Genomic DNA, 22,383 nt, shown 5'->3' on the forward strand with positions numbered 1-22,383 from the left:
AGGTCTACGCTGGGCTGCATGAGCGAAGCACTTTTTAGCCGCGTCGAACCTATCCAAACCATGGCGGATGGGACCGTCAAACAGGTCAACCCTTTCTCTGGAACGGAGGTGTGGACGGTGCCCGGACGTGGCAATCGCCCGCTCTCTCATCCGGCGAAGGAGCCGCAGCCCCTGGCGGCCGATGCCCTGACGCACAGTTGTGCCTTTTGTTCAGGCCGCATGCTGGATACCCCGCCGGAAAAGTCCCGAATCCTGGCCTCAGGGGAGATTCAGCGCGGGCTGCTTCCGCACGAGCTGGATAAGTCTCAGCCGGTGTTTCGCCGAGTCCCGAACCTTTTTGAGATCGTGTCTTATGACTACTGGCACGAGAACTATGGCTTCACCATGGACCCAGACCTGGCTCAGCACAAGGAGCGCTACGAGGACGACGAGGCCGGGCGCCAGCACGTACTCAACGTGGTGCGCACCAAGCTCAAGGCGGCGGGTAAGGATGCCGCGCTGGACGACGACTCCCTCCTCGCCCTCGCCGATGGCTTCTTCGGCGGTGGGCACGATGTCATCATTTCTTCGCGCCACTTCGTGGAAGGTGCGGTCGACGACAGTCAGCTGGCTTCCTCCGGCACGCTGAGCCCCGATGAGCACTTCCTGCTCACCACGTTTACTGCGGAATCAACGCGCGAGCTCTACCAGCGAAACCGCTATGCCTCTTATGTCGCCGTGTTCCAGAACTGGCTGGCACCGGCGGGCGCGTCCTTCGACCACCTGCACAAGCAGCTCGTCGCAATTGATGCTCTGGGCATGGCAGCCCAGCAAGAAAATGCGATTCTGCGCGCACACCCCAACATGTACAACGATTGGGCAGTTGGGTATGCGGCAAAGCGCAACCTCGTTATCGCAGAGAATGACTATGCGGTGCTCTTCGCTGGTTTTGGCCACAGGTATCCCACCCTGGAGATCTTCTCCAAGTCGCCCCGCTGCGAACCATGGGCACAAACACCTGGCGAAGTCCGCGGGATGTCGGATCTGATCCATGCAGCACACGCCGCAGTGGGGCCGGATGTGGCATGCAATGAAGAGTGGCACCACCGCCCACCCAGCGTGGATCTGCCGCAGCCGTGGCGCGTGATGATCAAGCTCAGGGTATCGACCTTGGCCGGCTTTGAAGGCGGCACGAAGGTCTACATCAACACCATCGATCCATGGGGCTTGCGTGATCGCGTCGTGGACGCCATGTTCCGCCTTCGTGAGCGCGGAAAGATTGCCTCCGGCATCTCTATCGCCACTGAGTGCGAGCTCAAACGCAATAGTTTGCGTTATAACCCGCTGGTGTAATCAGTAACGTTTAGTCCACGTAGGTTTGTTCGCCGCCTGCGTGAAGATAATCGCGGAGGTACGGCAGGGCGAGAGCAACCGTGCCGTGCCGTGGGGCATCGATAAGCCCCTGCTCTAGCAAACGCGCGCGCACTTCACTGAGAGACGTCGTCGTTGTCTTCAGCTCGTGAGCGATAGCGCCAGATGTGGCCGTCCCCGCCTCATCTGCGATATCAGCCAGCGCGTGAAGGTACTCAAGTTGTCGTTGGCTGAGCGCACGTACCGCAGGATCGTGCACTTGGGTTCCCATTGTCGTGATTGCCTCACCAAGAACTGCGTCGACGGTTGTTGAGGAAATGGTCGTCTCACTGGCTTGGGATGCAGCGTTCCAGGCCAAGTACCCGATGAGCTGGATGAGGAAGGGATAACCGTGGCTCGCTTCAGTAGCGCGGTCGGCGGCTTCGTCGTTGAAAGCAATCGAAGTCAAAGCTGCCGTATCTTTGAAAGCGCTGGTCGTAGCTTGCGGGTTAACAGGTCCTAGGTGAAATCTGCGGGCACGGCGCAGAAACGTTGTTCCCGGCAGGTGTAGAAGCTTGTCAACACCGGCAGTAAGCCCTGCCATCACGATGGAAACGTCGAGTTCATCGCGAACAAGATGCTGGAATGCGACTGCGATTATCTCAAGGTCATGAGGATCGGCGTCCTGAATCTCATCGATAGTAAGTAGAATTCCGCTGTCTCGGAGATGAGCGGAGAGTTCGCGCAAGCGCGATTCTAATGTTGGCACTGGTGGCGTACCAATCTCTTCAGTACCAATGCCACCGAGGCCCGCTATACGTATGTCTTTGATTCGACGGGTTGATGGAGAAGCCAGCTGGTTGATCTTTTCTGGGATGATGGAGTCGATGAGCTGAGTGACTGAATTGCTTCGACCACTGACTCGAATAACAGCCCATCCTTGTTGGGCTGCGATGTCCTCGAGCTCAGTCAACAGGACCGTTTTGCCCATCCCACGATGACCGCTAATAAGCATTGCGCGATTAGGGTTGCCAACTCCGCCGTCGAGCCCAACCGTGAAGTCATTGAGGACCGCACTGCGGCCAGCCCACTTAAGTGGGCTGGCACCAAAGGTTGGGCGAAAAGGGTTTCCAGTCATGCTGGAAGTATATAGCAGGCAGATAAATTGATAAATAGATAAATCGGCGGGCGTAGATAAATTGATAAATAGATAAATCAGACCACGAGCACCAGCTCGGTGCCGCGCAGTTCGGTGCTCATGCCTGCCTCTTGGGCTACGCGGGCGGCATCCTCGAGGGAGGAGACATTCTCGCCTTGCAAGGCCAGCACGCGGGCGAGTTCGCCCTTGTAGTGCTTATTGAAGTGAGAGACCACCTTGCGGGAGCCATCCTCTTGCACTGACTCCACGCGCACCGTGGAGGCTTCTTTGAGCTTGCCCAGCTGTTGGTAGGTGCCCGAGCGCATGTCGATGAGGAACTCGTGGGCGTCGATAAGCGCGCGCAGCTCATCAGTGATGGCCGTACCCCAGCGAGACTTGAGAGTCTTCCCGCCCAACTTGGTGCCACCTGAAAGCCGGTAGTGGGGGATGAGATCATCGGCGCGCAGCAACCCGAAGAGCGCATCACCCACAGCGAGGTGTTGACGCGCGGCTGGGGGAAGGGAAGGGGAATCGAGGGCGTCGTAAAGCACGCCCGTAAACCGCTCCAGCGCGGGCATGGTGGGGGAGGACGCCAACTCGCGGTTGGACTCGGCTTCCCCGCGCAGCTTTTCCGAGAGCTTGAGCACCTTTTGCGCCTCGTCGAGGGGCAAAGAAGACAATTCAGCAGCGATTTCTTGGCGTATTGGATTCAGCGCGGGGAAAGAGAGCTCTTCCCAGTTGAGGGGCGCGCCGCTGCCGCCGTGTGCTTTGGTCTCAGAAGGAGGGAGGATGATCAGCATGGCTACATGCTAGCGATGTAGACTGAGCAACCATGATTACACGTCTTTCTGAGCTTTTCCTCCGCACTCTTCGTGAGGATCCGGCTGATGCCGAAGTCCCCAGCCACAAGCTTCTCGTCCGCGCAGGCTATGTGCGCCGCGTCGCGCCGGGTGTGTACACCTGGTTGCCATTGGGACTGCGCGCCATGCGCAAGATCGAAGACGTTATCCGCCAGGAAATGAACGCCATCGGTGGCCAGGAGATGCTCTTCCCGGCGCTGCTGCCGCGCGATCCTTATGAGCAGTCGAACCGTTGGACGGAATACGGCGATAACTTGTTCAGGCTTAAGGATCGCAAGGGTGCAGACATGCTGCTGGGCCCGACTCATGAGGAGATGTTCGCCACTGCGGTGAAGGATATGTATTCCTCCTACAAGGACTTCCCGGTCACGCTGTACCAGATTCAGACGAAGTACCGCGATGAGGAGCGCCCGCGCGCTGGCGTTCTGCGCGGCCGCGAGTTCACCATGAAGGACTCCTACTCCTTCGACATGACGGATGAGGGGCTCGATGAGTCCTATGCCCGCCACCGCAAGGCCTACCAGAACATCTTCGACCGCCTAGAGATCGATTACGCGATCTGCAAGGCCACCTCCGGTGCGATGGGTGGCTCGGCCTCTGAGGAGTTCCTTGCCGTGTCCGAGGTGGGTGAGGATACCTTCGTCCGCGCCACGGAGGGAGACTACGCAGCCAACGTGGAAGCAGTAGTGACTCAGGCGCCCGACGAGATTCCCTTCGACGGTCTGCCGGAGGCACAGGAGCACGAAACCCCGGACGCCGAGACCATCGAGTCCCTGGTGGAGTGGGCTAACAGCGCCGGCATTACTGTCGACGGCCACGAGGTCACCGCCGCAGACACCCTCAAATGCATGATGATCAAGGTGGCTGCGCCCGCGGCCGCTGAGGAAGAGAAGGAATGGGAGCTGGCCGCCGTCCTCATTCCGGGCGACCGCGAGCTGGATGAAAAGCGCTTGGAGGCTTCGCTGGAGCCGGTCGAGTTTGAGCTCGCCGGCGAGGGCGACTTTAAGAAGAACCCCTTCTTGGTCAAGGGCTACGTTGGCCCGCGTGTCCTCAACGCTCATGACGTGAAGGTTTATGCCGACCCGCGCGTAGTTTCCGGTTCGTCGTGGATTACTGGCGCGGATGCCCCGAACCGCCACGTGGTGGGCTGCGTTGCCGGCCGTGACTTCACCGTTGATGAATTCATTGAGGCTGCGGAGGTCAAGGAAGGTGACCCGGCACCGAATGGTCAGGGCACTCTGACCCTGGAGCGCGGCATCGAGCTTGGCCACATTTTCCAGCTGGGCCGCAAGTACACCGAAGCATTCGACGTCCAGATTCTGGATGAAAACGGCAAGCGCGCCGTGCCGACCATGGGCTCCTATGGCATTGGTGTCACGCGCATGCTCGCCGTGCTGGCGGAGCAGCGCCACGATGAGAAGGGCCTCAACTGGCCGGTGGCCGTGGCGCCCTACCAGGTGCACGTGGCCGTGGCCAACAAGGACGCCGCTGCCCTCGAGGCCGGCCAGAAGCTGGTGGAGGATCTGGATCGCGCTGGCATCGAGGTGCTTTTTGACGACCGCCCCAAGGTTTCCCCGGGGGTGAAGTTCAAGGATGCGGAGCTTCTGGGCATGCCGTTCATCGCCATCCTGGGCCGCTCCTTCAAGGACGGCATCATTGAGTTGCGCATCCGTGGCGGCGAAACCCGTGAGGTCCCCGCAGACTCCATCGTGGACACCTTAACGGAGCTCATCCGCGGCTAGGTGCGTTAAGCGCGTAGGCTCGCGGGTATGAGTTCTCACCACCCCGCACTGACATATTCAATGGCTGCAGCACTCTCTGCCATGGGAGTGCTGCATTTTGCTAAGCCGAAGCCCTTCGAGTCCATCATCCCGCCACAACTTCCAGGGTCGGCTCGCTTCTACAACTTCACCTCCGGCGCCTGGGAAGTGGTGACCGGTGCACTCCTGGCGAACCCATCGACGCGGCCTGCAGGCGGCCTTTCAGCCCTAGCTTTGCTCGCCGCCGTGTGGCCGGCGAACTTCTACCAGGCCTACAGGGACTTAGAAAGCGGCAAGGCATCAACCGGCAAGAAGATCTACCATGCGGTGCGTCTGCCGTTGCAGATTCCGGTCATGCGCTATGCCTGGTCGCTGTACGCCGAAAAGAACGCCAAACGTCGGTAGCGCAGGAAAATCGAGCCCGCGAGGAAGGAATCAAGCTGCACTGATGCGGTGAGATTGGGCGGCTACAGAAATAAGCCAGCTTCGCCATTCAGCATTGGGTGCCGCTTGGTCGGGCACCTCCTGTGAGGCGGCGGAGGCCCATGTCACCGTGTCACTATGCGCGACGTAGTCAAGGAACGCGCGCGCTGAGGCGGCGTCTACGGGCAGCTCACCGGAGGACGAGGTGTAGGCCGCTGCGGGCTGTGGCACTGGTCCGATTTTGGCTACTGCTTCTTGGAGCGCGAGGACGCGGTTCTCGTGCAGAGCGAGGCGCTCATCAACCAGCTCTTCGACGTCAGGTGTGACATAGGAACGAGCAAAGTCCAAGGCATACACCTGCTGGTATTCCCAGTCCAAGAGTTCGGTGGCGAGGTCAGCGTCATCCTCCGTCAGCTCCGGCACAGCGCCCGGTTCATCGGTGGAGCGGGCCTCCATTGCGATGGCTTGGGCGACGAGCAAGGGCCGAGATTCCGGGGAGACCGCGTCAAGCTGCTCTTCAGTCGATGAAGAAGCTGCGGCAAGCACGGCAGCCGCATCAGTGGCCTCGTGTGCTTCACCCTCACGATTCACTTCGCAGGAGCGCGGAACGTGTCCTTCCTCGTCGCGGCCGCAGAGGCGCTCAATTTCGGAGTAAAGCTCGTCTGCGTGCTGTGCGCGCAGGGACGCGGCATCGGGATCGAGTTTCTGCAGTGCGTGGGCGTCGGCGCTGGCATCGTGAGCCAGAGAGGTCAACGTAGGGTCTGCATGGGGGCCAAAATAATCCACGATCGCGTCGGTGGCTTGGCAGCCGCCCAGCCAGGGGGCGGCGCAGACTAAGAGGGTGGGCACAACTACTCGGCGGTTCACGCGATAGACCCTACCCGGGTGTCCTAGTCTAGAGCGCATGGCATTCCCAACACCCGCGCAACTAACCGAAATCCTGCAGCCTGTCGCCGCCGCGCGCGGCCTCGACGTTGAAGACGTGAAGACCACTCGTGCAGGAAAGAAATCTCAGGTCATCATCCGTGTTGACGGTGACGAACGCCCAAGCTCTGATCTCATTGAGGAGCTCTCGCAGGAGATTTCGGTGCTCTTTGATGCCCAGGAAGAAGCGGGCACCCTCAACTTTGGCGCGGGTTACACCCTGGAGGTGTCGACGCCGGGGGTGGACTTTCCGCTGAGCGCCCCGCGCCACTGGCGCCGCAACCAAGGAAGGCTCGTGGGCTACGCACTCACCGAGGAACCTGGCACGACCCGCGTCGCCCGTATCGGAGCGCTGTCCAAGGATGAAGAATCCGTGGCGCTCATCACCACCGTGAAAAAGGAGGTGCGCTATCAGGTTGAGCGATTGGAAAATCTAAGCCGCGCAGTGGTAGAAATTGAATTTGCCCAACCTTCAGCTATGGAGCTGGAGGCGGCACAGCAGACGTTCGACTTAGCCGAGCAGAACTCGGCAACCCGAGAGGACTAACAAGTGAATATTGACCTAGAGGCACTTCGCACGATTCAGCGCGAGCGCGGCGTCCCGGTAAAGGACCTGCTCGAAGCGATTGCGGGTGCCCTTTTGTATTCCTACCTGGATCACCGTGCCGAGTCAGCCGAGACCAAGGCGGAAGGTACGAAGTCTCGCGTCGACATCGACGCCGATAGCGGTGCTGTCACCGTCGTCGTGACCGAGAGTGATCCGGAGACTGGAGAGGTCATTAGTGAATACGACGACACTCCCGACAACTTTGGGCGCATCGGCGCGCAGGCGGTCCGCGATGCCATCTTGCGTAAGCTGCGTGAGAATGAGGCGGAACGAACCTACGATTCCTATTCGGAGCTCACCGGAACGGTTGTGTCGGGCGTCGTCCAGCGCGATATTCACGCGAACAAGCGCGGCGTCGTCGTGGTGCAGCTGGGTACCGAACACGACTCGCAGGATGCTTTCCTGCTGCCTGCTGAGCAGCTGCCGGGGGAGAAGCTCGAGCACGGCGACCGCGTCAAGGCATATGTCGTAGGCGTGAACCGCAACGGAGCCAAGGTGCAGATCACGTTGTCGCGTACTCACCCAGAGTTGGTTCGCGGCCTCTTTGAACTTGAGGTCCCGGAAGTCGCAGACGGCGCAGTTGAGATTATCGCCATTGCCCGCGAGGCTGGCCACCGCTCCAAGATCTCCGTTCGCGGCCACGCCAAGGGCCTCAACGCCAAGGGTGCGTGTATCGGCCCGAAGGGCTCCCGCGTTAGCAACGTGATGCGTGAACTCGGTGGCGAGAAGATCGACATCATCGATTTCAACGAAGATCCTGCCGTCTATGTGGGCAACGCTCTTGCTCCGTCAAAGGTCGTGCGCGTAGAGATCCTCGACTCGGAGGCGCAAGTGGCCAAGGTGACTGTGCCGGATTACCAGCTCTCGCTCGCAATCGGTAAGGAAGGCCAGAATGCCCGCCTCGCGGCGCGCCTGACTGGATGGAAGATTGATATTCACTCTGATGCCGCTCGCGATTAGCTTTCCGACGGGCCTGCGGTGGGATTAAAGGTTTGGCCCGTTTTCGCGTAGAGTAGACAACGGCCCACATGCAGGAATGCTGTGGCGCAGGAATAGTGGCGATACGACGTAAGGAGTTGGATGTCTCAAGGACAGCGGCTCCGCACGTGTATTGCTACGCGTCAAAAGCATCCCGACACGGAACTGCTCAGGGTGGTCGCCGATAGGGACGATCCTTCAGGACGCCGTGTTGTTCCGGATCCAGGCCGCCGCCTTCCTGGGAGGGGAGCGTGGATTAGACCGGATCTGGAAGCAGTAGAGCTGGCGGAGCGAACCCGTGCCTTCAGGCGCGCGCTCCGATTGTCCACAGACGTGGACACAGGTCACGTACGTGAGTACCTCGCTGCTCAGCAGCAGGTGCAGTCGGCGGGCAATCGCCCGTGCGGCCCAGAGTTAAAAAGGAAGACCGAACACTGATGAGCGCACAACGATGAAGCAGCATCAGCGATGAAAGTCCATAGCCATTAACTAGGGGTCAAGCCGTGTTCCGCGGCCTTGGCTCCTAGAAAGATTAAAGAGGAGACAAGTGCCCGGAAAGCTACGTGTACACGAGTTGGCAAAGCAGCTCGGTGTAACCAGCAAGGAACTGCTCGCCACGCTGAAGGAACAAGGCGAGTTCGTCAAGACCGCATCCTCGACCATCGAACCGCCGGTGATCAAGAAGATGCGCGCACACTATGAAGCAAAGGGTGGCAACGACAAGCCCGCAGACAAGAACGCGTCTGCAGCCACCCCTGCTTCCGCTGCCAAGAAATCTGCTGCCAAGAAGACTGCAGAGAAGAAGCCGGCGGAAAAGAAGCCAGCAGCCACGCCAAAGCCTGGCCCCAAGCCAGGTGGTGCCCCGAAGCCAGGTGCTGCTCCGACACAGAGCGGCGCCCCCAAGCCGGGTGCTGCTCCCAAGCCGGGCGGTGCCCCGAAGCCGGGCGGCGCTCCCAAGCCCGGAGCACAGCGCAAGGGTGGCGAACGCGCAGTTACCCCGCGTTCTATGCCGAAGCCTGGCGGTACCCGCCGCGTGGCCAATAACCCGTTCTCCACGGGTAGCTCCAGCGATCGACCCAGCCCAGGGCCGCGCCCGGGCGGAAGCAAGGGTCAGCGCTCTGGCGGCAAGCCTGGAGATAACCGCGGCGGTAAGGGCGGCGCACGCCCGCAGGGCGATGGCAACCGTGGTGGTGGACGTCGTCCTTCGCCAGCGATGATGCCTTCGCATCCGAATCCGGCCAGCATGCCGTCGAAGGCCGCAGGTAGCGGCGGTGGCGGTCGCGGTCGTGGCGGCCGCGGTGGTGGCCCAGGCCACGGCGGTCCAGGCCACGGAGGTTTCCGTGGTGGACGCGGTGGACGCCGCGGTGGCACCGCTGGTGCATTCGGACGTCCCGGTGGCGCACCGCGTCGCGGTAAGAAGTCGAAGCGTCAGAAGCGCCATGAGTTTGAAGAGCAGCAGAAGCATGAGGTAGGCGGCGTACGCTTGCCTGACGGCGGCGGTAAGGTTGTTCGCCTTCGCCGCGGTGCTTCCCTGGCTGACTTCGCCGAGAAGATTGGTGCGGATCCTGCAGCATTGGTGCAGGCGCTCTTCAACCTTGGTGAGATGGTGACCGCTACGGCCTCCGTATCTGAGGACACCCTGCAGCTCTTGGGCTCGGAGATCAATTACGAGGTCCAGGTTGTCTCCCCTGAGGATGAGGACCGCGAGCTGCTCGAGTCTTTCGACCTGCAATTTGGTGAGGACGAGGGCGGCGAAGAAGCCCTTGAGAAGCGCCCGCCAGTCGTGACCGTGATGGGTCACGTTGACCACGGTAAGACCCGCCTTCTGGATACCATCCGTAAGACCAACGAAGGTGCGGGCGAGGCCGGCGGCATTACGCAGGGCATCGGTGCTTACCAAACCACGGTGGACGTTGAAGACGGTCCGCGCACCATCACCTTCCTGGATACCCCGGGCCACGAGGCGTTTACCGCCATGCGTGCCCGCGGCGCTAAGTCCACCGACTTGGCCATCCTGGTGGTTGCTGCTGATGACGGCGTGATGCCGCAGACCATCGAGGCAATCAACCACGCGAAGGCAGCGGATATCCCTGTGGTCGTCGCGGTTAACAAGATTGATAAGCCGGAAGCTTCCCCGGACAAGATTCGTGGTCAGCTCACTGAGTACGGACTTGTTCCGGAGGAGTACGGCGGCGACACGATGTTCGTGGACATTTCTGCGAAGAACAACATCAACATCGACGACCTGCTCGAGGCTGTCATCCTGACCGCGGACGCTTCCCTAGAGCTCACCGCTAACCCGGACATGGACGCGCAGGGCTCTGCCATCGAGGCTCACCTCGACCGCGGTCGAGGCCCGGTGGCTACGGTCATCATCCAGCGCGGTACGCTGCGCATCGGTGATTCCATCGTGGTCGGCGATGCCCACGGCCGCGTGCGTCGCATGCTCGATGAATTCGGTAACGATGTGGAAGAAGCCGGTCCGTCCCGCCCGGTCCAGGTGCAGGGCCTCAATGGCGTACCAGGCGCCGGCGATAACCTCTTGGTTGTTGAGGACGACCGCGTGGCTCGCCAGATTGCCGCACAGCGCGATGCTCGCAAGCGTTCCGCACTGCAGGCGAAGGCGCGCAAGCGCGTCTCCCTCGAGGATCTGGATGCCGTGCTCAAGGAAACCTCGACGCTCAACCTCATCCTCAAGGGCGACAACGCCGGTTCCGTCGAGGCACTGGAAGACGCCCTCTTGGATATCGAGGTCGACGACGAGGTACAGCTCAACATCATCGACCGTGGTGTTGGTGCGGTGACGCAGACTAACGTCACCTTGGCTGCTGCCTCCGACGCCGTCATCATCGCCTTCAACGTCCGCGCTGAGGGTAAGGCAACCGAGGAAGCTAACGCTGAGGGCGTTGATATCCGCTACTACACGGTGATTTACCGTGCTATCGAAGAGGTCGAGGCAGCGCTGAAGGGCATGCTCAAGCCCATCTACGAGGAGCGCGACACCGGTGCAGCGGAGATCCGCGCGCTGTTCAAGTCCTCCGCGGTTGGCACCATTGCCGGTTGTATGGTCACCGAGGGCAAGGTCAAGCGCAACGGCAAGGTGCGCCTCGTGCGCGACGGAAACGTCATTACCTCCGATGCCAAGATCGAGTCCCTGCGCCACGAGAAGGATGACGCCAACGAGATTAACGCCGGATATGAGTGCGGTATGGTTCTGTCCTACCCGGATATCCAGGTGGGCGATATCATTCAGGCTTATGAAGAAGTCGAGGTCCCGCGCGACTAGCCGCACCTGAGTTCTTCACTCAGTAACAGAGCTCAGATACTAAAGCCCAGCCAGTAAATATTCTGGCTGGGCTTTAGTCGTTTCGGCCGAACGGCGGCGAATCGGTATCCTAGACTAGTTGCCAGTAACCGTACGCAAAGGAGCTTCACCATGGTTGATCACGCACGCGCCGCACGCATGGCTAAGCGCATTCAGACAATCGTTGCGAGTGCGATTGAACGCCAGATTAAGGATCGCCGCCTCGAACTGGTTACCATCACAGATGCCCGCGTTACGGGTGACCTGCATGATGCAACCGTGTATTACACGGTGCGCGGAACGGATATTGATTCCGAGCCGAATTTTGACCAGGCGGCCGAAGCTCTCACAAGGGCCAAGGGCCAATTGCGCAAGATCGTGGGTGATGAGCTGTCCGTTCGCTTTACCCCGACCTTGTCTTTTGAGCTCGATACCGTCCCTGAAGCCTCCGCTCACATGGAGGATGTGCTTGCACGCGCACGCGCACGCGATGCGGAACTGGCCAAGCTGAAGGAAGGCGCGAAGCCGGCTGGGGACGCGAACCCATATAAGACCTCGGATGAGGAAGAAGACTAAGTGTCACGAACCAACTACGAAGCCGCAGTTGATGCGCTGGTACAGGCCAGCAGCATTTGCATCATCACCCACTTGCGCCCCGACGCCGACGCGGTTGGCTCAGCGGCGGCCCTCACCTTGGCGCTTCGTCAGCGCGGTAAGCAGACCCGCACCGTGATTGGCCAGCGCCGAGACATTTCCGCCAACCTGTTTTCGATTCCCACCGTGGATGAAATCGAGTTGGTAGATGAGCTCCCGCAGGGCTATGACCTTTATGTCACTGTGGACTGCGGATCGATCGACCGGACCGGATCGGTAGCACGGGGCATTGAGGTGATGGCGGCCGTTGGACGCGTCCTGTGCATCGATCACCACGCTTCAAACGACGGCTTTGGTGCGATCAATGTGGTGGATCCGGTATGCGAGTCCACCACGGTGGTGTTGCTCGATATCTTAGATAGGCTGTCCATCCAGATTGATCGCGTCATCGCGCACTGTCTGTACGCCGGGCTAGTGACCGACACAGGTAACTTCCGGTGGGGCCGCCCAGCGATGCACGATATTGCCGCGCGCCTGATGCTCTATGGGCTTGATACCAAGCAGATCGCGTTGGAGCTTATGGATGCCAGCACCGCCGATGACCTACAGATGATCGGTCGCGTCCTCTCGGGCCTCAGGATCGAAGCAGCAGGAGAGCACCGCCTCGCTGTCCTCTTCGTGCCGCATGAGGAAGTCAGTACGCATGCCGATTCCGCGATCGAGTCCTTCGTCGACTATGTCCGCGCCTTGAAAGGCACAGACATCGGGGTTGTGTTCAAGGAACAGGCCCCTGAAGTGTGGGCGGTGTCTTTGCGCTCCTCAGCAGTGAACTGTGCCGAGGTGGCCCTCACCTTTGGCGGAGGAGGCCATATTCCAGCCGCCGGCTATACCGCGCACGGCACGCCTGAGGAGGTTATTGCGCAGCTGGTAGGTGTGTTGTCTTAAATGGCTTCCGAGCAACCCGTCAAGGTTTCTGCGGCGGAAGTCTTCCGCCTTGCCGTGCCCGCTTTGGGTGTCTTAGCGGCCATGCCGCTGTATTTGCTTCTGGACACCGCGGTAGTGGGACGGTTGGGCGCGCAGGATCTGGCCTCGCTGGGGGCTGCGGCCACGATCCATTCGGTGGTCACTACCCAGCTGACCTTCTTGTCCTATGGCACAACCGCGCGTGCTTCGCGTTTGTTCGGTGCAGGCAAACGTGAGGAAGCTGTAGCCGAAGGCGTTCAGGCCACGTGGGTTGCGGTCGGCGTCGGCCTGGTCCTAGCGGTCCTTATGTGGCTCTTCGCCGGGGTCTTTGCCTCCTGGTTGACCGGCAACCCCGAAACAGCGAAGGGGACCGCACAGTGGCTGCGCATCGCCGCCATCGCGATTCCCTTTACCCTCATCACGATGGCTGGTAACGGTTGGATGCGAGGCGTACAAGACACCCGCAAGCCCTTGTATTTCACACTTGCCGGTATGATTCCTGGCGCTAGTGCAGTGCCTATTTTCGTGCACTTGTGGGGGCTGCAGGGGTCAGCCTTAGCCACGGTGTTGGGGATGGGAATCATCGCGGCATTCTTCCTCAGGGAACTGCGCCGCGAGCATACCGGCTCGTGGGAAGTCCGCTGGCGCGTCGTACGCCGGCAGCTCGTGCTGGGGCGCGATCTCATTGTGCGTTCCTTGAGTTTTCAAGTGGCCTTTCTATCCGCAGCAGCTGTGGCTTCGCGCATCGGAACTGCACAACTGGCCGCGCATCAAATCTTGATGCAGTTGTGGAACTTCTTGTCCCTTGTGCTGGATTCCCTGGCAATCGCCGCCCAGGCCTTGACCGGCGCGGCACTGGGTGCAGGCTCAGCGCGTTATGCCCGCACGGTGGGTACTAAGGTGACGCTCTACTCGACGTCTTTCTCCCTTGGACTTGCTGTGATTCTTGCGCTTGGTTCCGGGATCATCCCGCGGATCTTTACCACGAGCCCGGAAGTCCTCGAGGTGATCTCCGGGCCTTGGTGGGTTATGACTTTCCTCGTCATCATCGGCGGGGTGGTCTTCGCCTTGGACGGCGTTCTCCTCGGCGCTGGGGATGCAGCTTTTCTTCGCACGCTGACCTTGGCGTCGGTACTTCTAGGCTTCCTTCCCGGCGTCTGGTTGGCTTTTGCTCTAGGCACCGGGCTTAGTGGAGTATGGGGCGGGATCGCCGCGTTCATCTTCATCCGCATGGTAGGCGTCGTCTGGCGCTTTCGCTCGATGCGGTGGGCGCGGGTCTAAGCCTGTGGTAGAAGTAGAGGGAATGTTCGTGTGAAGGAGGCATTATGACCACTCTGTGGGCCGTCTCCGATCTCCACGCGGCGGTGCGAGTCAACGGTGAGCGCATCGATGAACTCGTGCCACCGAATCCCCATGACTGGTTGATTGTCGCAGGGGACGTCGCCGAGCGCATTGACCTGGTGATCAACACCTTGGCGCGGCTGAAGAACCGCTATGCCACCGTCATTTGGGTGCCCGGCAACCATGAGCTCTTTTCTCGGGGACAGGATGCATTTAAGGGGCGCGCAAAATACGACCGGCTTGTTGAAGGCTGCCGTGAGATCGGCGTGATCACCCCAGAGGATCCTTATCCGGTCTTCGGAGGAGTGACCGTCGTCCCGCTGTTTACGCTGTACGATTACAGCTTTCGCCCGCCGGGGACCACGGTCGAACAAGAGCTTGCGAGCGCAAAGCAAAAGCAAATCGTCATGACCGATGAATTTGCTATCGCCCCCTTCGTCGATGTGCGTGCTTGGTGCTGGGACCGGCTGGCCTATTCAATTAAGCGCCTGTCCCGGGTGGAAGGGGAGACCGTCCTCATCAATCACTGGCCATTGGTCCAGGAGCCGACCCTCTACTTGCGCTGGCCCGAAGTGGCCTTGTGGTGCGGTACCCGCCACACGCGTTCGTGGCCGCGGCGCTACAACGCCAAAGCCGTGGTCTATGGACATCTTCACATGCCAAACCGAGCCAATATCGACGGCGTGGACCACATCGAGGTTTCGCTAGGGTATCCGCGTGAATGGCAGGCACACGGTGGCCTCCAGCAGTGGCCGTATCCGGTGCTCAGCATCGATGAGACGACGGGGAGGGCCGAGCATGCTTGAGCCTTCCCTCTTCCCAGAGTCTGCGCGCTACTGCTACGTTCGCACGGATGAGTCGATAACTAATCTCCTCAATTTCCACCACCTGTCCCCTGAGGAGCGCGCTGTGGTCTCGCAGGCCGTGGACGTCCGCAAGTCGGAATTTGGGGATGCCCGCTGGTGCGCTCACCGCGCGCTGAAGGAGCTTAATTACACCGGCGAGGAACCTATTCTGCGCGGTGAGCGGGGCATGCCGCTGTGGCCGGAAGGCTACACGGGATCGATGACGCACACCGAGGGGTTGCGCGCAGCGGTGGCAGCGCCCACCACACACGTGCGCTCGATGGGACTCGACGCCGAGCCAGCGGAGCCCTTGCCGGAACACGTGTTGACGATGATCGCCCGGCCAGGGGAGATGCCGCAGTTGTCCCGCCTCCGCGCGGCGGGCATCTCCTGCCCGGACCGCCTGTTGTTTTGTGCGAAGGAAGCCACCTACAAGACGTGGTTCCCCATGACGCGGCGGTGGCTCGATTTCGATCAGGCCGAAATTGACTTGCGCCTCGACGGAACTTTAGTCTCCTACCTCCTAGCGCGACCGACCCCGGTGCCGTTCATTACCGGCCACTGGATTATTCGGGACGGCTATGTCATCGTCTCTGCCGCCGTCCCGGCGCTCAACTTTGAGAACTAAAGAGTGGAGGGGCGAGCGACAAAAACCGTGGCCAGGCGCTTGCCCTTCTCTTTGATTAGGGCGACGGATCGGCCCTGGGGGTCGACGGCCGCGTAGGTGCCTTTCAACCCACGCGGCTCCAGCCACTTACCCATGGCCAAGGCCTGGGCCTCGTCATCGGTGACCTCCAAGACCGGATAGCTACGAGCGAGCGCCTCGTCGAGGCTCAAGGACAGCTTCGGGGAGGTCTCGAGGGTGTCGAGGGGGAGGGCGTCGTCAAGCGTAAAAGGCCCTACCTCCGTGCGGCGCAGCGCGGTGAGATGCCCGCCGACGCCGAGCGCTTCCCCCAAATCCCGAGCCAGCGAGCGGATATAGGTGCCCGAAGAACAGGCCACCGCCACGTCCAGATCAATGAACTCTCCGGTGCGCCGCGTATCGAGGATATCGAAGCGGCTGACCGTGACCGGGCGAGCTGGAATCTCAACCTCTTCGCCCGCCCGCACCCGTTCGTGGGCACGCTTGCCATCGATTTTGATCGCGGACACTGCTGCCGGACGCTGCATAATATCGCCGGTCAAGGCATCAACTTCCTGCGCAATGGCTGAATCTTCCACAGCGGTTGCCGGTTTACCCCACGTGCTTTCCCCCTCCGCGTCGTCGGTGTGGGTCGCCATGCCGAGGCGAATCGTGGCCTCGTAGGCCTTGGTGGAGGCCACCATGTGGGCGAGGAATTTCGTGCCGCGCTCAATGCCAACGACGAGCACCCCCGTGGCCATGGGATCTAGCGTGCCTGCGTGCCCCACCTTGCGGGTGTGGAAGAAGCGCCGCAGTTTTCCCACGACATCGTGCGAGGTCATGCCGGCGGGCTTGTCGACGACCACGAGGCCAGAACGTTCGAGCGGATCAGTCATGCCCTGCAGTCTAGGGCACCGTCTGCTGTGGGATAGCATGGTGCCCGTGGATATTTGGTACGGAATCGATAGCATCCCCGCTGACCTCGGTCCGACGTCGGTGACAATTGGCGTCTTCGACGGCCTACACCGCGGCCACCAGCAGCTCGTGACGAAGGCCGTCGAGCACGCGCGCGAACACGGTCATAGTGCGGTCATGGTGACCTTCGATCCGCACCCAGTTTCGGTGTTCCTTCCGGAGCGCGCGCCGTTGTCCGTCATTACGTTTGAGCGTCGCATGCAACTGGCGGAAGAAATGGGCATCGAGGCCGTGCTCGTCATCGATTTCACTGAGGAGCTCCGGGGCGTCGAGCCGCGCGAATACGTGACAGACCTCCTTGTGGGGCGCTTGCATGCGGAACACGTCGTGGTGGGGGAGAACTTCACCTTTGGCGCAGGCGCGTCCGGCACCGCGGAGGCGCTGGCGGAATTCGGTACCGAGTTTGGGTTCGACGTTGACATCGTGCCCTTGCTTGACGACGACGGCGAGCGCATCTGCTCCACCAACATCCGCGCCGCTCTTGCCAAGGGCGATATCGCGCGCGCGAATTGGGCGCTGGGACGTCATTTCACGGTGACTGGGCCCGTCGTGCGTGGTGCGGGGCGCGGTGGAAAGGAACTCGGTTTCCCGACCGCCAACCAGTATTTCCCGGAATCCGTTGCCATCCCAGCCGATGGCGTCTACGCGGGCTGGTTCGTGGTCGAGCCAACTGGGGCGCCCTTGGAAGGAGACATGGAACCCGGCGTTCCTTATCCAGCGGCCATTTCGGTGGGCACGAACCCCACCTTCGGCGACGAGGAGCGCTCTGTGGAGTCCTTCGTGCTGGACCGCGACGCCGACCTCTACGGCCACGAGGCCACCGTGCATTTTGTCGATCACGTGCGCGACATGGAGAAATTCAACTCCGTTGAGGAGCTCCTAGCGGCTATGGAGCGCGACGTCGCCCGAGTCCGTGAGATTCTTGCCCGTGAGGCCTAAATGAAGATCATCCTCGACCTCGACACAGGAATCGACGACGCCCTTGCGCTCGCCTATGCCGTTGCGCACCCTGACCTCGAGCTGATCGGGGTCACCGGCACCTATGGCAACGTGCCGGTGGCCTTGGGAGTGCGCAACTCGCTGGCGTTGCTCGAGCTTCTCGACGCCTCGGACGTCCCCGTCTTTTCCGGCCCGACCCGGCCAGGCTTTAACGTGGCTCCCATTTCGGCGTTCATTCATGGACGCAATGGCCTCGGCGAGGTTCTCTTGCCACCGCCGCGCCGCAAGGCATACGAGGATGCGGTGGGTTTTCTTGTCCGTTCGGTCCGTGAGCATGGCGAGGACCTGGTTATAGTGCCGACGGGGCCGTCGACAAGCATTGCGGCCGCCATGCGCGAGGACCCGGACTTTGCCCGCAACGCCCGCATCGTGATGATGGGTGGCGCGTTGAGCGTACCCGGAAACGTCACTCCTTATGCCGAGGCCAACGTCTTCCAAGATCCCCAAGCCACGGACTATGTCTTCCGCCATGCACAGAACCTCACGATGGTGGGGCTCGATGTCACGTTGCGCACGTTGCTCACCAGGGAGCATACGAAGCAGTGGCGAGGCACGCGGACGGGCCGGATCTACGCGGACATCGTGGACTACTACATCCGCGCCTATAAAACGACGTCTCCGCATCTCGGCGGTTGTGGGCTCCACGATCCCTTGGCGGTGGCAGTGGCAGCGGATCCTTCGCTGGTCACATGCCTCGACCTCAATCTGCGGTGTGAGGAGAACGGGCGCACCATCGGTGACCCTGAGCGCCTCGAGAATCCCACCACCCGCGTGGCCGTTGCTGTCGACGACGCGCGCTTCGTCGAGGATTTGATGTCGAAGCTGGGCAGCCTCTATACTTCTACTTCGGCTTGCTGACTGCGGTCCACAGTAGTCACGGGCAGCGCTTTTTAGGCGCAACATTTCATGTGGACTGAAATACAATAGGAGATTTTTCCATGGCTTTGAGCACCGAGAAGAAGGCTGAAATCCTTAAGGAGTACGGCCTGCACGAGACCGACACCGGTTCCCCGGAGGCACAGGTTGCGCTGCTGACTTCCCGCATCAACAACCTGACCGAGCACCTCAAGGATCACAAGCACGATCACCACTCCCGTCGTGGTCTGCTGCTCATGGTTGGTCGCCGTCGTGGCCTGCTGAAGTACCTGGCTGCTAACGACGTTGACCGTTACCGCGACCTGATTTCTCGCCTGGGTCTGCGCCGCTAAGCGCTCGACTTTTTAGCCCCCGCACCAAGTGTGCGGGGGTTTTCTTGTCCCATCTGCTAAAATCCTTGGGCGTTGTCAGAAAACATCGAAGAAGAGGCGGCACCGAAGATCGCCATGACAGCTCCAAGGAGAGTTTCATATATGAGCGCTAAGAACGCTAAGAATCAAACGAACAACTCCGTCGAGTTCGCAATCGACGAGGACTACGGCATTACCGAGGCCATCGCCACCCTGGATAACGGCGATTTCGGCACCCGTACTATCCGTTTTGAGACGGGCCAGCTTGCCCGACAGGCTGGTGGCTCCGTGACCACCTACCTGGACGAGGACACCATGCTGCTGTCCACGACCACCGCTTCCAACCAGCCGCGTGAGGGCTTCGACTTCTTCCCGCTGACCGTGGATGTGGAAGAGCGCATGTACGCCGCGGGTAAGATCCCGGGCTCCTTCTTCCGCCGCGAGGGCCGTCCTTCCACCGAAGCTATCCTGGCCTGCCGCCTCATCGACCGCCCGCTGCGCCCGACCTTCGTCAAGGGCTTGCGCAACGAGGTTCAGGTCGTTGTCACGGTTCTCTCCATGGACCCGGAGGAGTACTACGACGTCGTTGCCATCAACGGTGCTTCTGCCTCCACTCAGCTCTCCGGTCTGCCGGTTTCTGGCCCGGTGGGTGGCGTGCGCATGGCATTGATTGCCGATGACAAGCACCCGAAGGGACAGTGGGTGGCCTTCCCGAACAACGAGCAGCACGAGCGTGCCCTGTTCGAGATGGTCGTTGCCGGCCGCATCGTGAAGAAGGGCCGCAAGGACGACGTCGCCATCATGATGGTGGAGGCGGGTGCCGGCGTGAACGTGGCCGAGCGCATCAAGGAAGGTGCCCCGGCTCCGCAGGAATCCACCGTGGCTGAGGGCCTTGAGGCTGCCAAGCCTTTCATTAAGACCCTGTGCGAAGCGCAGGCAGGCCTGGCCGAGCGCGCCGCCAAGGAGACCCAGGAATTCCCGCTCTTCCCGGCCTATGGTGATGATGTTTACGCTGCTGTCGAAAAGGCTGCCTCCAAGAAGCTGGAGAAGCTGCTTACCATCCCGGGCAAGCAGGACCGCGACGATGCTACCAATGACTACATGGAGCAGGTTGAGGCACAGCTCATCGAGGACTTTGATGACCTTGACGAGGCCGATGCCTCCAAGCAGATTCGCAACGCATTCAATGCCGTGATGAAGGCCATCGTCCGCAACAAGATCCTCACTGAAGGATTCCGCATCGATGGCCGCGGCGTCACCGATATCCGCGACCTCGGCGTTGAGGTCGATCTCGTTCCGCGCGCCCATGGTTCCTCCCTCTTTGAGCGTGGCGAGACCCAGATTCTGGGTGTGACCACCCTGGACATGCTGAAGATGGAGCAGCAGATCGACTCCCTGACCCCAGTGGAGTCCAAGCGCTACATGCACCACTACAACTTCCCGCCGTATTCCACCGGTGAGACCGGCCGTGTGGGCTCCCCGAAGCGCCGCGAAATCGGCCACGGTGCTCTGGCTGAGCGTGCCTTGCTGCCGGTTATCCCGTCCCGCGAGGATTTCCCTTATGCCATCCGCCAGGTTTCTGAGGCCCTCGGCTCCAACGGTTCCACCTCCATGGGTTCCGTCTGTGCATCCACCCTGTCCCTCTACAACGCGGGCGTTCCGCTGAAGGCACCGGTGGCAGGTATCGCCATGGGCCTTGTTTCCGGTGAGGTCAATGGCAAGGAAAAGTTCGTGGCGCTCACCGATATTCTCGGCGCTGAGGACGCTTTCGGCGATATGGACTTCAAGGTCGCCGGCACCTCCGAGTTCATCACTGCACTGCAGCTGGATACCAAATTGGACGGCATTCCTTCGCACGTGCTTGCCGACGCCCTCGAGCAAGCCCGCGACGCCCGTGCCGCCATCCTTGACACCATGGCTGAGGTCATCGAAGGCCCTGATGAGATGTCTGGCCTGGCTCCGCGCATTACCTCTGTGACCATTCCGGTGAACAAGATTGGTGAGCTCATTGGCCCGAAGGGCAAGACCATCAACGCCATCACCGAGGAGACCGGTGCCGATGTCTCCATTGAGGAAGACGGCACGGTGTATATCTCTGCCGCTACCGGCGAAGCCGCTGAGGCAGCCATTGAGCGAGTAAATGGCATCGCTAACCCGCAGCTACCCAAGGTTGGCGAGCGTTTCCTTGGCACCGTAGTTAAGACCGTGGCCTTTGGTGCCTTCGTCTCCCTGACCCCGGGCCGCGATGGCTTGGTGCACATCTCGAAGCTGGGCGGCGACGAGCGCATCGAAAAGGTCGAGGACGTCGTCAACGTTGGTGACAAGATCCAGGTTGAAATCGCGGACATTGATAACCGCGGCAAGATTTCCCTGGTTCCGGTTGAGGAGGACTAATCCTCAGATCGCCTAGGAACTACTAGGACGAGGGCCCTGCCACCCAGCTCTTAAGTAGCTGAGGCAGGGCCCTTAGCGTTGCTGCGGCCGCTATTCTTGGAAATCGAGTACCAAGCGCTAGGGGTGCTCAAGGAAAGTCGCCGAATACGGCGTCTTCTTGTTCAGGCCAATGACCAGTTGGGTTTGTGCCTCGAATGAGGTGGTGTATACGACTTCGCTCACCACGCCGGCACCAGGTGTATTTCCCGGCTTCATATATTTTTCTTCAAGCTGGGGAGTGGAAGGCCACGGGGTGCCTTCGATTCCCAGGTTGAGAAAAGCGCTTCCTTAAAAGCAGCGGCATTGGCTACCTGCCGGGAAGGAGGTGCTTGCGTGTCACTGGACTGCTGCGGTGCATCGGCGGTGCCTGTGCTCGACGGAATCGTGCTGACCAGCGGCGCCGGTAAAGTATCCGCGACGCGATCCGCGCATCCGCCCAGCGGCATGATACATACAGCGGTGATGATTGCGACGATGGAAGCGGAAGAAACTAGGCGCGACAATTTCGCTATCTCTTAAGCTGTACCAGTTGGATGAGGTTTCCTACGGTGTCATCGAAGACAGCGATGATAGAGGGGCCGACGTCGGTGGGCTCCATAGTGAAATCCACGCCCTTTTCAGTGAGCTCCCTATATTCCTTCTCCACGTCTGCGGACAAGAACTGGGTGGCAGGAATGCCATCGGCCTTGAGCGCTGCTGCGTAGTCCTTGGACGCCGGGTGGGCCTTTGGCTCGAGGAGGGGCTCCGTATTTCCCTGACCTTCAGCATTGGTCACCGTGAGCCATCGAAAGTCTCCGTGGGTCACATCGACCTTGACTCGAAAGCCGAGCGTATTGACATAGAAGTCGTGCGCGCGAGCAACGTCATCGACAGGTACTGAAGCAATGTAGATCTGCATTCGCCCCATATAAACGAGCATGACGAAACCACGCCGACGGCCCTGCCTGCAGCAGGGGAGACCTGACTAGGGCTGAGTGATACAGTCGTCGTTCTTTTCGACGGTGGGTGTGTTCTTGGTTTCTTGTCCTTGCGGTTGTTTGGAGTGGTGTCGTCGTTTGATTC

The 22,383-nt window shown here is 60.7% G+C and carries 23 protein-coding genes; 17 read left to right on the top strand and 6 right to left on the bottom strand.

What is annotated here, in order from left to right:
- Positions 1-18: 18 nt before the first annotated feature.
- Entirely contained in the window at positions 19-1,332 is a 1,314-nt protein-coding gene (locus HMPREF2808_RS03965; protein WP_185963201.1) for a DUF4921 family protein, read from the top strand.
- Between the two features lie 10 nt (positions 1,333-1,342).
- On the opposite strand, the gene HMPREF2808_RS03970 is transcribed toward HMPREF2808_RS03965, so the two are convergent.
- Complete coding sequence (locus tag HMPREF2808_RS03970; RefSeq protein ID WP_070520090.1) at positions 1,343-2,467, bottom strand: ATP-binding protein; 1,125 nt, start codon at positions 2,465-2,467, stop codon at positions 1,343-1,345.
- A gap of 77 nt (positions 2,468-2,544) precedes the next feature.
- Positions 2,545-3,267: a peroxide stress protein YaaA gene (gene yaaA / locus HMPREF2808_RS03975; protein ID WP_070623859.1), complete on the bottom strand. Its 723-nt coding sequence runs from the start codon at positions 3,265-3,267 to the stop codon at positions 2,545-2,547.
- Positions 3,268-3,299: 32 nt separating this feature from the next.
- Here yaaA and HMPREF2808_RS03980 point away from each other — a divergent pair, with 32 nt between their 5' ends.
- On the top strand, positions 3,300-5,069 hold the full coding sequence (locus HMPREF2808_RS03980) for a proline--tRNA ligase (protein ID WP_070623862.1): 1,770 nt from the start codon (positions 3,300-3,302) through the stop codon (positions 5,067-5,069).
- Positions 5,070-5,096: 27 nt separating this feature from the next.
- Entirely contained in the window at positions 5,097-5,492 is a 396-nt protein-coding gene (locus HMPREF2808_RS03985) for a DoxX family protein (RefSeq protein WP_070623865.1), read from the top strand.
- A gap of 30 nt (positions 5,493-5,522) precedes the next feature.
- On the opposite strand, the gene HMPREF2808_RS03990 is transcribed toward HMPREF2808_RS03985, so the two are convergent.
- The gene (locus HMPREF2808_RS03990) at positions 5,523-6,377 is read right to left on the bottom strand and encodes a hypothetical protein (protein ID WP_070623867.1); all 855 of its coding nucleotides are present in this window, start codon (positions 6,375-6,377) and stop codon (positions 5,523-5,525) included.
- Positions 6,378-6,414: 37 nt separating this feature from the next.
- On the opposite strand from HMPREF2808_RS03990, the gene rimP reads away from it, so the two are divergent.
- The 9 genes from rimP (at position 6,415) to HMPREF2808_RS04030 (ending at position 15,694) form a co-directional block, all read left to right on the top strand.
- Positions 6,415-6,981 (top strand): ribosome maturation factor RimP, encoded by a 567-nt coding sequence (rimP, locus tag HMPREF2808_RS03995; RefSeq protein WP_070623870.1) that lies wholly within the window; start codon positions 6,415-6,417, stop codon positions 6,979-6,981.
- A gap of 3 nt (positions 6,982-6,984) precedes the next feature.
- Positions 6,985-8,001: a transcription termination factor NusA gene (nusA, locus tag HMPREF2808_RS04000; protein ID WP_070520103.1), complete on the top strand. Its 1,017-nt coding sequence runs from the start codon at positions 6,985-6,987 to the stop codon at positions 7,999-8,001.
- Between the two features lie 120 nt (positions 8,002-8,121).
- Positions 8,122-8,457 (top strand): YlxR family protein, encoded by a 336-nt coding sequence (locus HMPREF2808_RS12940; RefSeq protein ID WP_083304493.1) that lies wholly within the window; start codon positions 8,122-8,124, stop codon positions 8,455-8,457.
- Between the two features lie 109 nt (positions 8,458-8,566).
- Positions 8,567-11,305 carry a translation initiation factor IF-2 gene (gene infB / locus HMPREF2808_RS04005; protein ID WP_070623873.1) on the top strand — a complete coding sequence of 913 codons (2,739 nt, stop codon included), beginning with the start codon at positions 8,567-8,569 and terminating at the stop codon, positions 11,303-11,305.
- Between the two features lie 150 nt (positions 11,306-11,455).
- A complete protein-coding gene (rbfA, locus tag HMPREF2808_RS04010) occupies positions 11,456-11,899 on the top strand; it encodes a 30S ribosome-binding factor RbfA (RefSeq protein WP_070520108.1) in 444 nt (147 codons plus the stop codon).
- Positions 11,900-12,862 carry a DHH family phosphoesterase gene (locus tag HMPREF2808_RS04015; protein ID WP_070623876.1) on the top strand — a complete coding sequence of 321 codons (963 nt, stop codon included), beginning with the start codon at positions 11,900-11,902 and terminating at the stop codon, positions 12,860-12,862.
- On the top strand, positions 12,863-14,161 hold the full coding sequence (locus HMPREF2808_RS04020) for an MATE family efflux transporter (RefSeq protein ID WP_070623879.1): 1,299 nt from the start codon (positions 12,863-12,865) through the stop codon (positions 14,159-14,161). It abuts the gene before it with no gap.
- Between the two features lie 44 nt (positions 14,162-14,205).
- Positions 14,206-15,027, top strand: a complete 822-nt coding sequence (locus HMPREF2808_RS04025; RefSeq protein WP_070623882.1) for a metallophosphoesterase family protein — start codon at positions 14,206-14,208, stop codon at positions 15,025-15,027.
- Positions 15,020-15,694: a 4'-phosphopantetheinyl transferase family protein gene (locus tag HMPREF2808_RS04030; protein WP_070623885.1), complete on the top strand. Its 675-nt coding sequence runs from the start codon at positions 15,020-15,022 to the stop codon at positions 15,692-15,694. The genes HMPREF2808_RS04025 and HMPREF2808_RS04030 overlap by 8 nt, the downstream gene beginning before the upstream one ends.
- Here HMPREF2808_RS04030 and truB read toward each other — a convergent pair.
- On the bottom strand, positions 15,691-16,584 hold the full coding sequence (gene truB / locus HMPREF2808_RS04035; protein ID WP_070623888.1) for a tRNA pseudouridine(55) synthase TruB: 894 nt from the start codon (positions 16,582-16,584) through the stop codon (positions 15,691-15,693). The two genes, HMPREF2808_RS04030 and truB, sit on opposite strands and share 4 nt — an antisense overlap.
- Positions 16,585-16,621: 37 nt before the next feature.
- Here truB and HMPREF2808_RS04040 point away from each other — a divergent pair, with 37 nt between their 5' ends.
- The 4 genes from HMPREF2808_RS04040 (at position 16,622) to HMPREF2808_RS04055 (ending at position 21,282) form a co-directional block, all read left to right on the top strand.
- Complete coding sequence (locus tag HMPREF2808_RS04040) at positions 16,622-17,602, top strand: bifunctional riboflavin kinase/FAD synthetase (protein ID WP_070520120.1); 981 nt, start codon at positions 16,622-16,624, stop codon at positions 17,600-17,602.
- Positions 17,603-18,520 (top strand): nucleoside hydrolase, encoded by a 918-nt coding sequence (locus tag HMPREF2808_RS04045; protein WP_070623891.1) that lies wholly within the window; start codon positions 17,603-17,605, stop codon positions 18,518-18,520.
- 80 nt (positions 18,521-18,600) lie between these two features.
- On the top strand, positions 18,601-18,870 hold the full coding sequence (gene rpsO, locus HMPREF2808_RS04050; RefSeq protein WP_010190317.1) for a 30S ribosomal protein S15: 270 nt from the start codon (positions 18,601-18,603) through the stop codon (positions 18,868-18,870).
- A gap of 141 nt (positions 18,871-19,011) precedes the next feature.
- Entirely contained in the window at positions 19,012-21,282 is a 2,271-nt protein-coding gene (locus tag HMPREF2808_RS04055) for a polyribonucleotide nucleotidyltransferase (protein ID WP_070520124.1), read from the top strand.
- A 117-nt stretch (positions 21,283-21,399) separates the two neighbouring features.
- On the opposite strand, the gene HMPREF2808_RS12945 is transcribed toward HMPREF2808_RS04055, so the two are convergent.
- Positions 21,400-21,537, bottom strand: a complete 138-nt coding sequence (locus tag HMPREF2808_RS12945) for an AMIN-like domain-containing (lipo)protein (RefSeq protein ID WP_230310862.1) — start codon at positions 21,535-21,537, stop codon at positions 21,400-21,402.
- 117 nt (positions 21,538-21,654) lie between these two features.
- Here HMPREF2808_RS12945 and HMPREF2808_RS13295 point away from each other — a divergent pair, with 117 nt between their 5' ends.
- Positions 21,655-21,840, top strand: a complete 186-nt coding sequence (locus HMPREF2808_RS13295; protein WP_141752575.1) for a hypothetical protein — start codon at positions 21,655-21,657, stop codon at positions 21,838-21,840.
- On the opposite strand, the gene HMPREF2808_RS04060 is transcribed toward HMPREF2808_RS13295, so the two are convergent.
- Positions 21,830-22,219: a VOC family protein gene (locus HMPREF2808_RS04060; RefSeq protein WP_070520126.1), complete on the bottom strand. Its 390-nt coding sequence runs from the start codon at positions 22,217-22,219 to the stop codon at positions 21,830-21,832. The genes HMPREF2808_RS13295 and HMPREF2808_RS04060 overlap by 11 nt on opposite strands.
- Positions 22,220-22,383: the final 164 nt, after the last annotated feature.

The sequence above is a fragment of the Corynebacterium sp. HMSC078A10 genome, from assembly GCF_001811565.1.
GTDB lineage: Bacteria > Actinomycetota > Actinomycetes > Mycobacteriales > Mycobacteriaceae > Corynebacterium > Corynebacterium hesseae.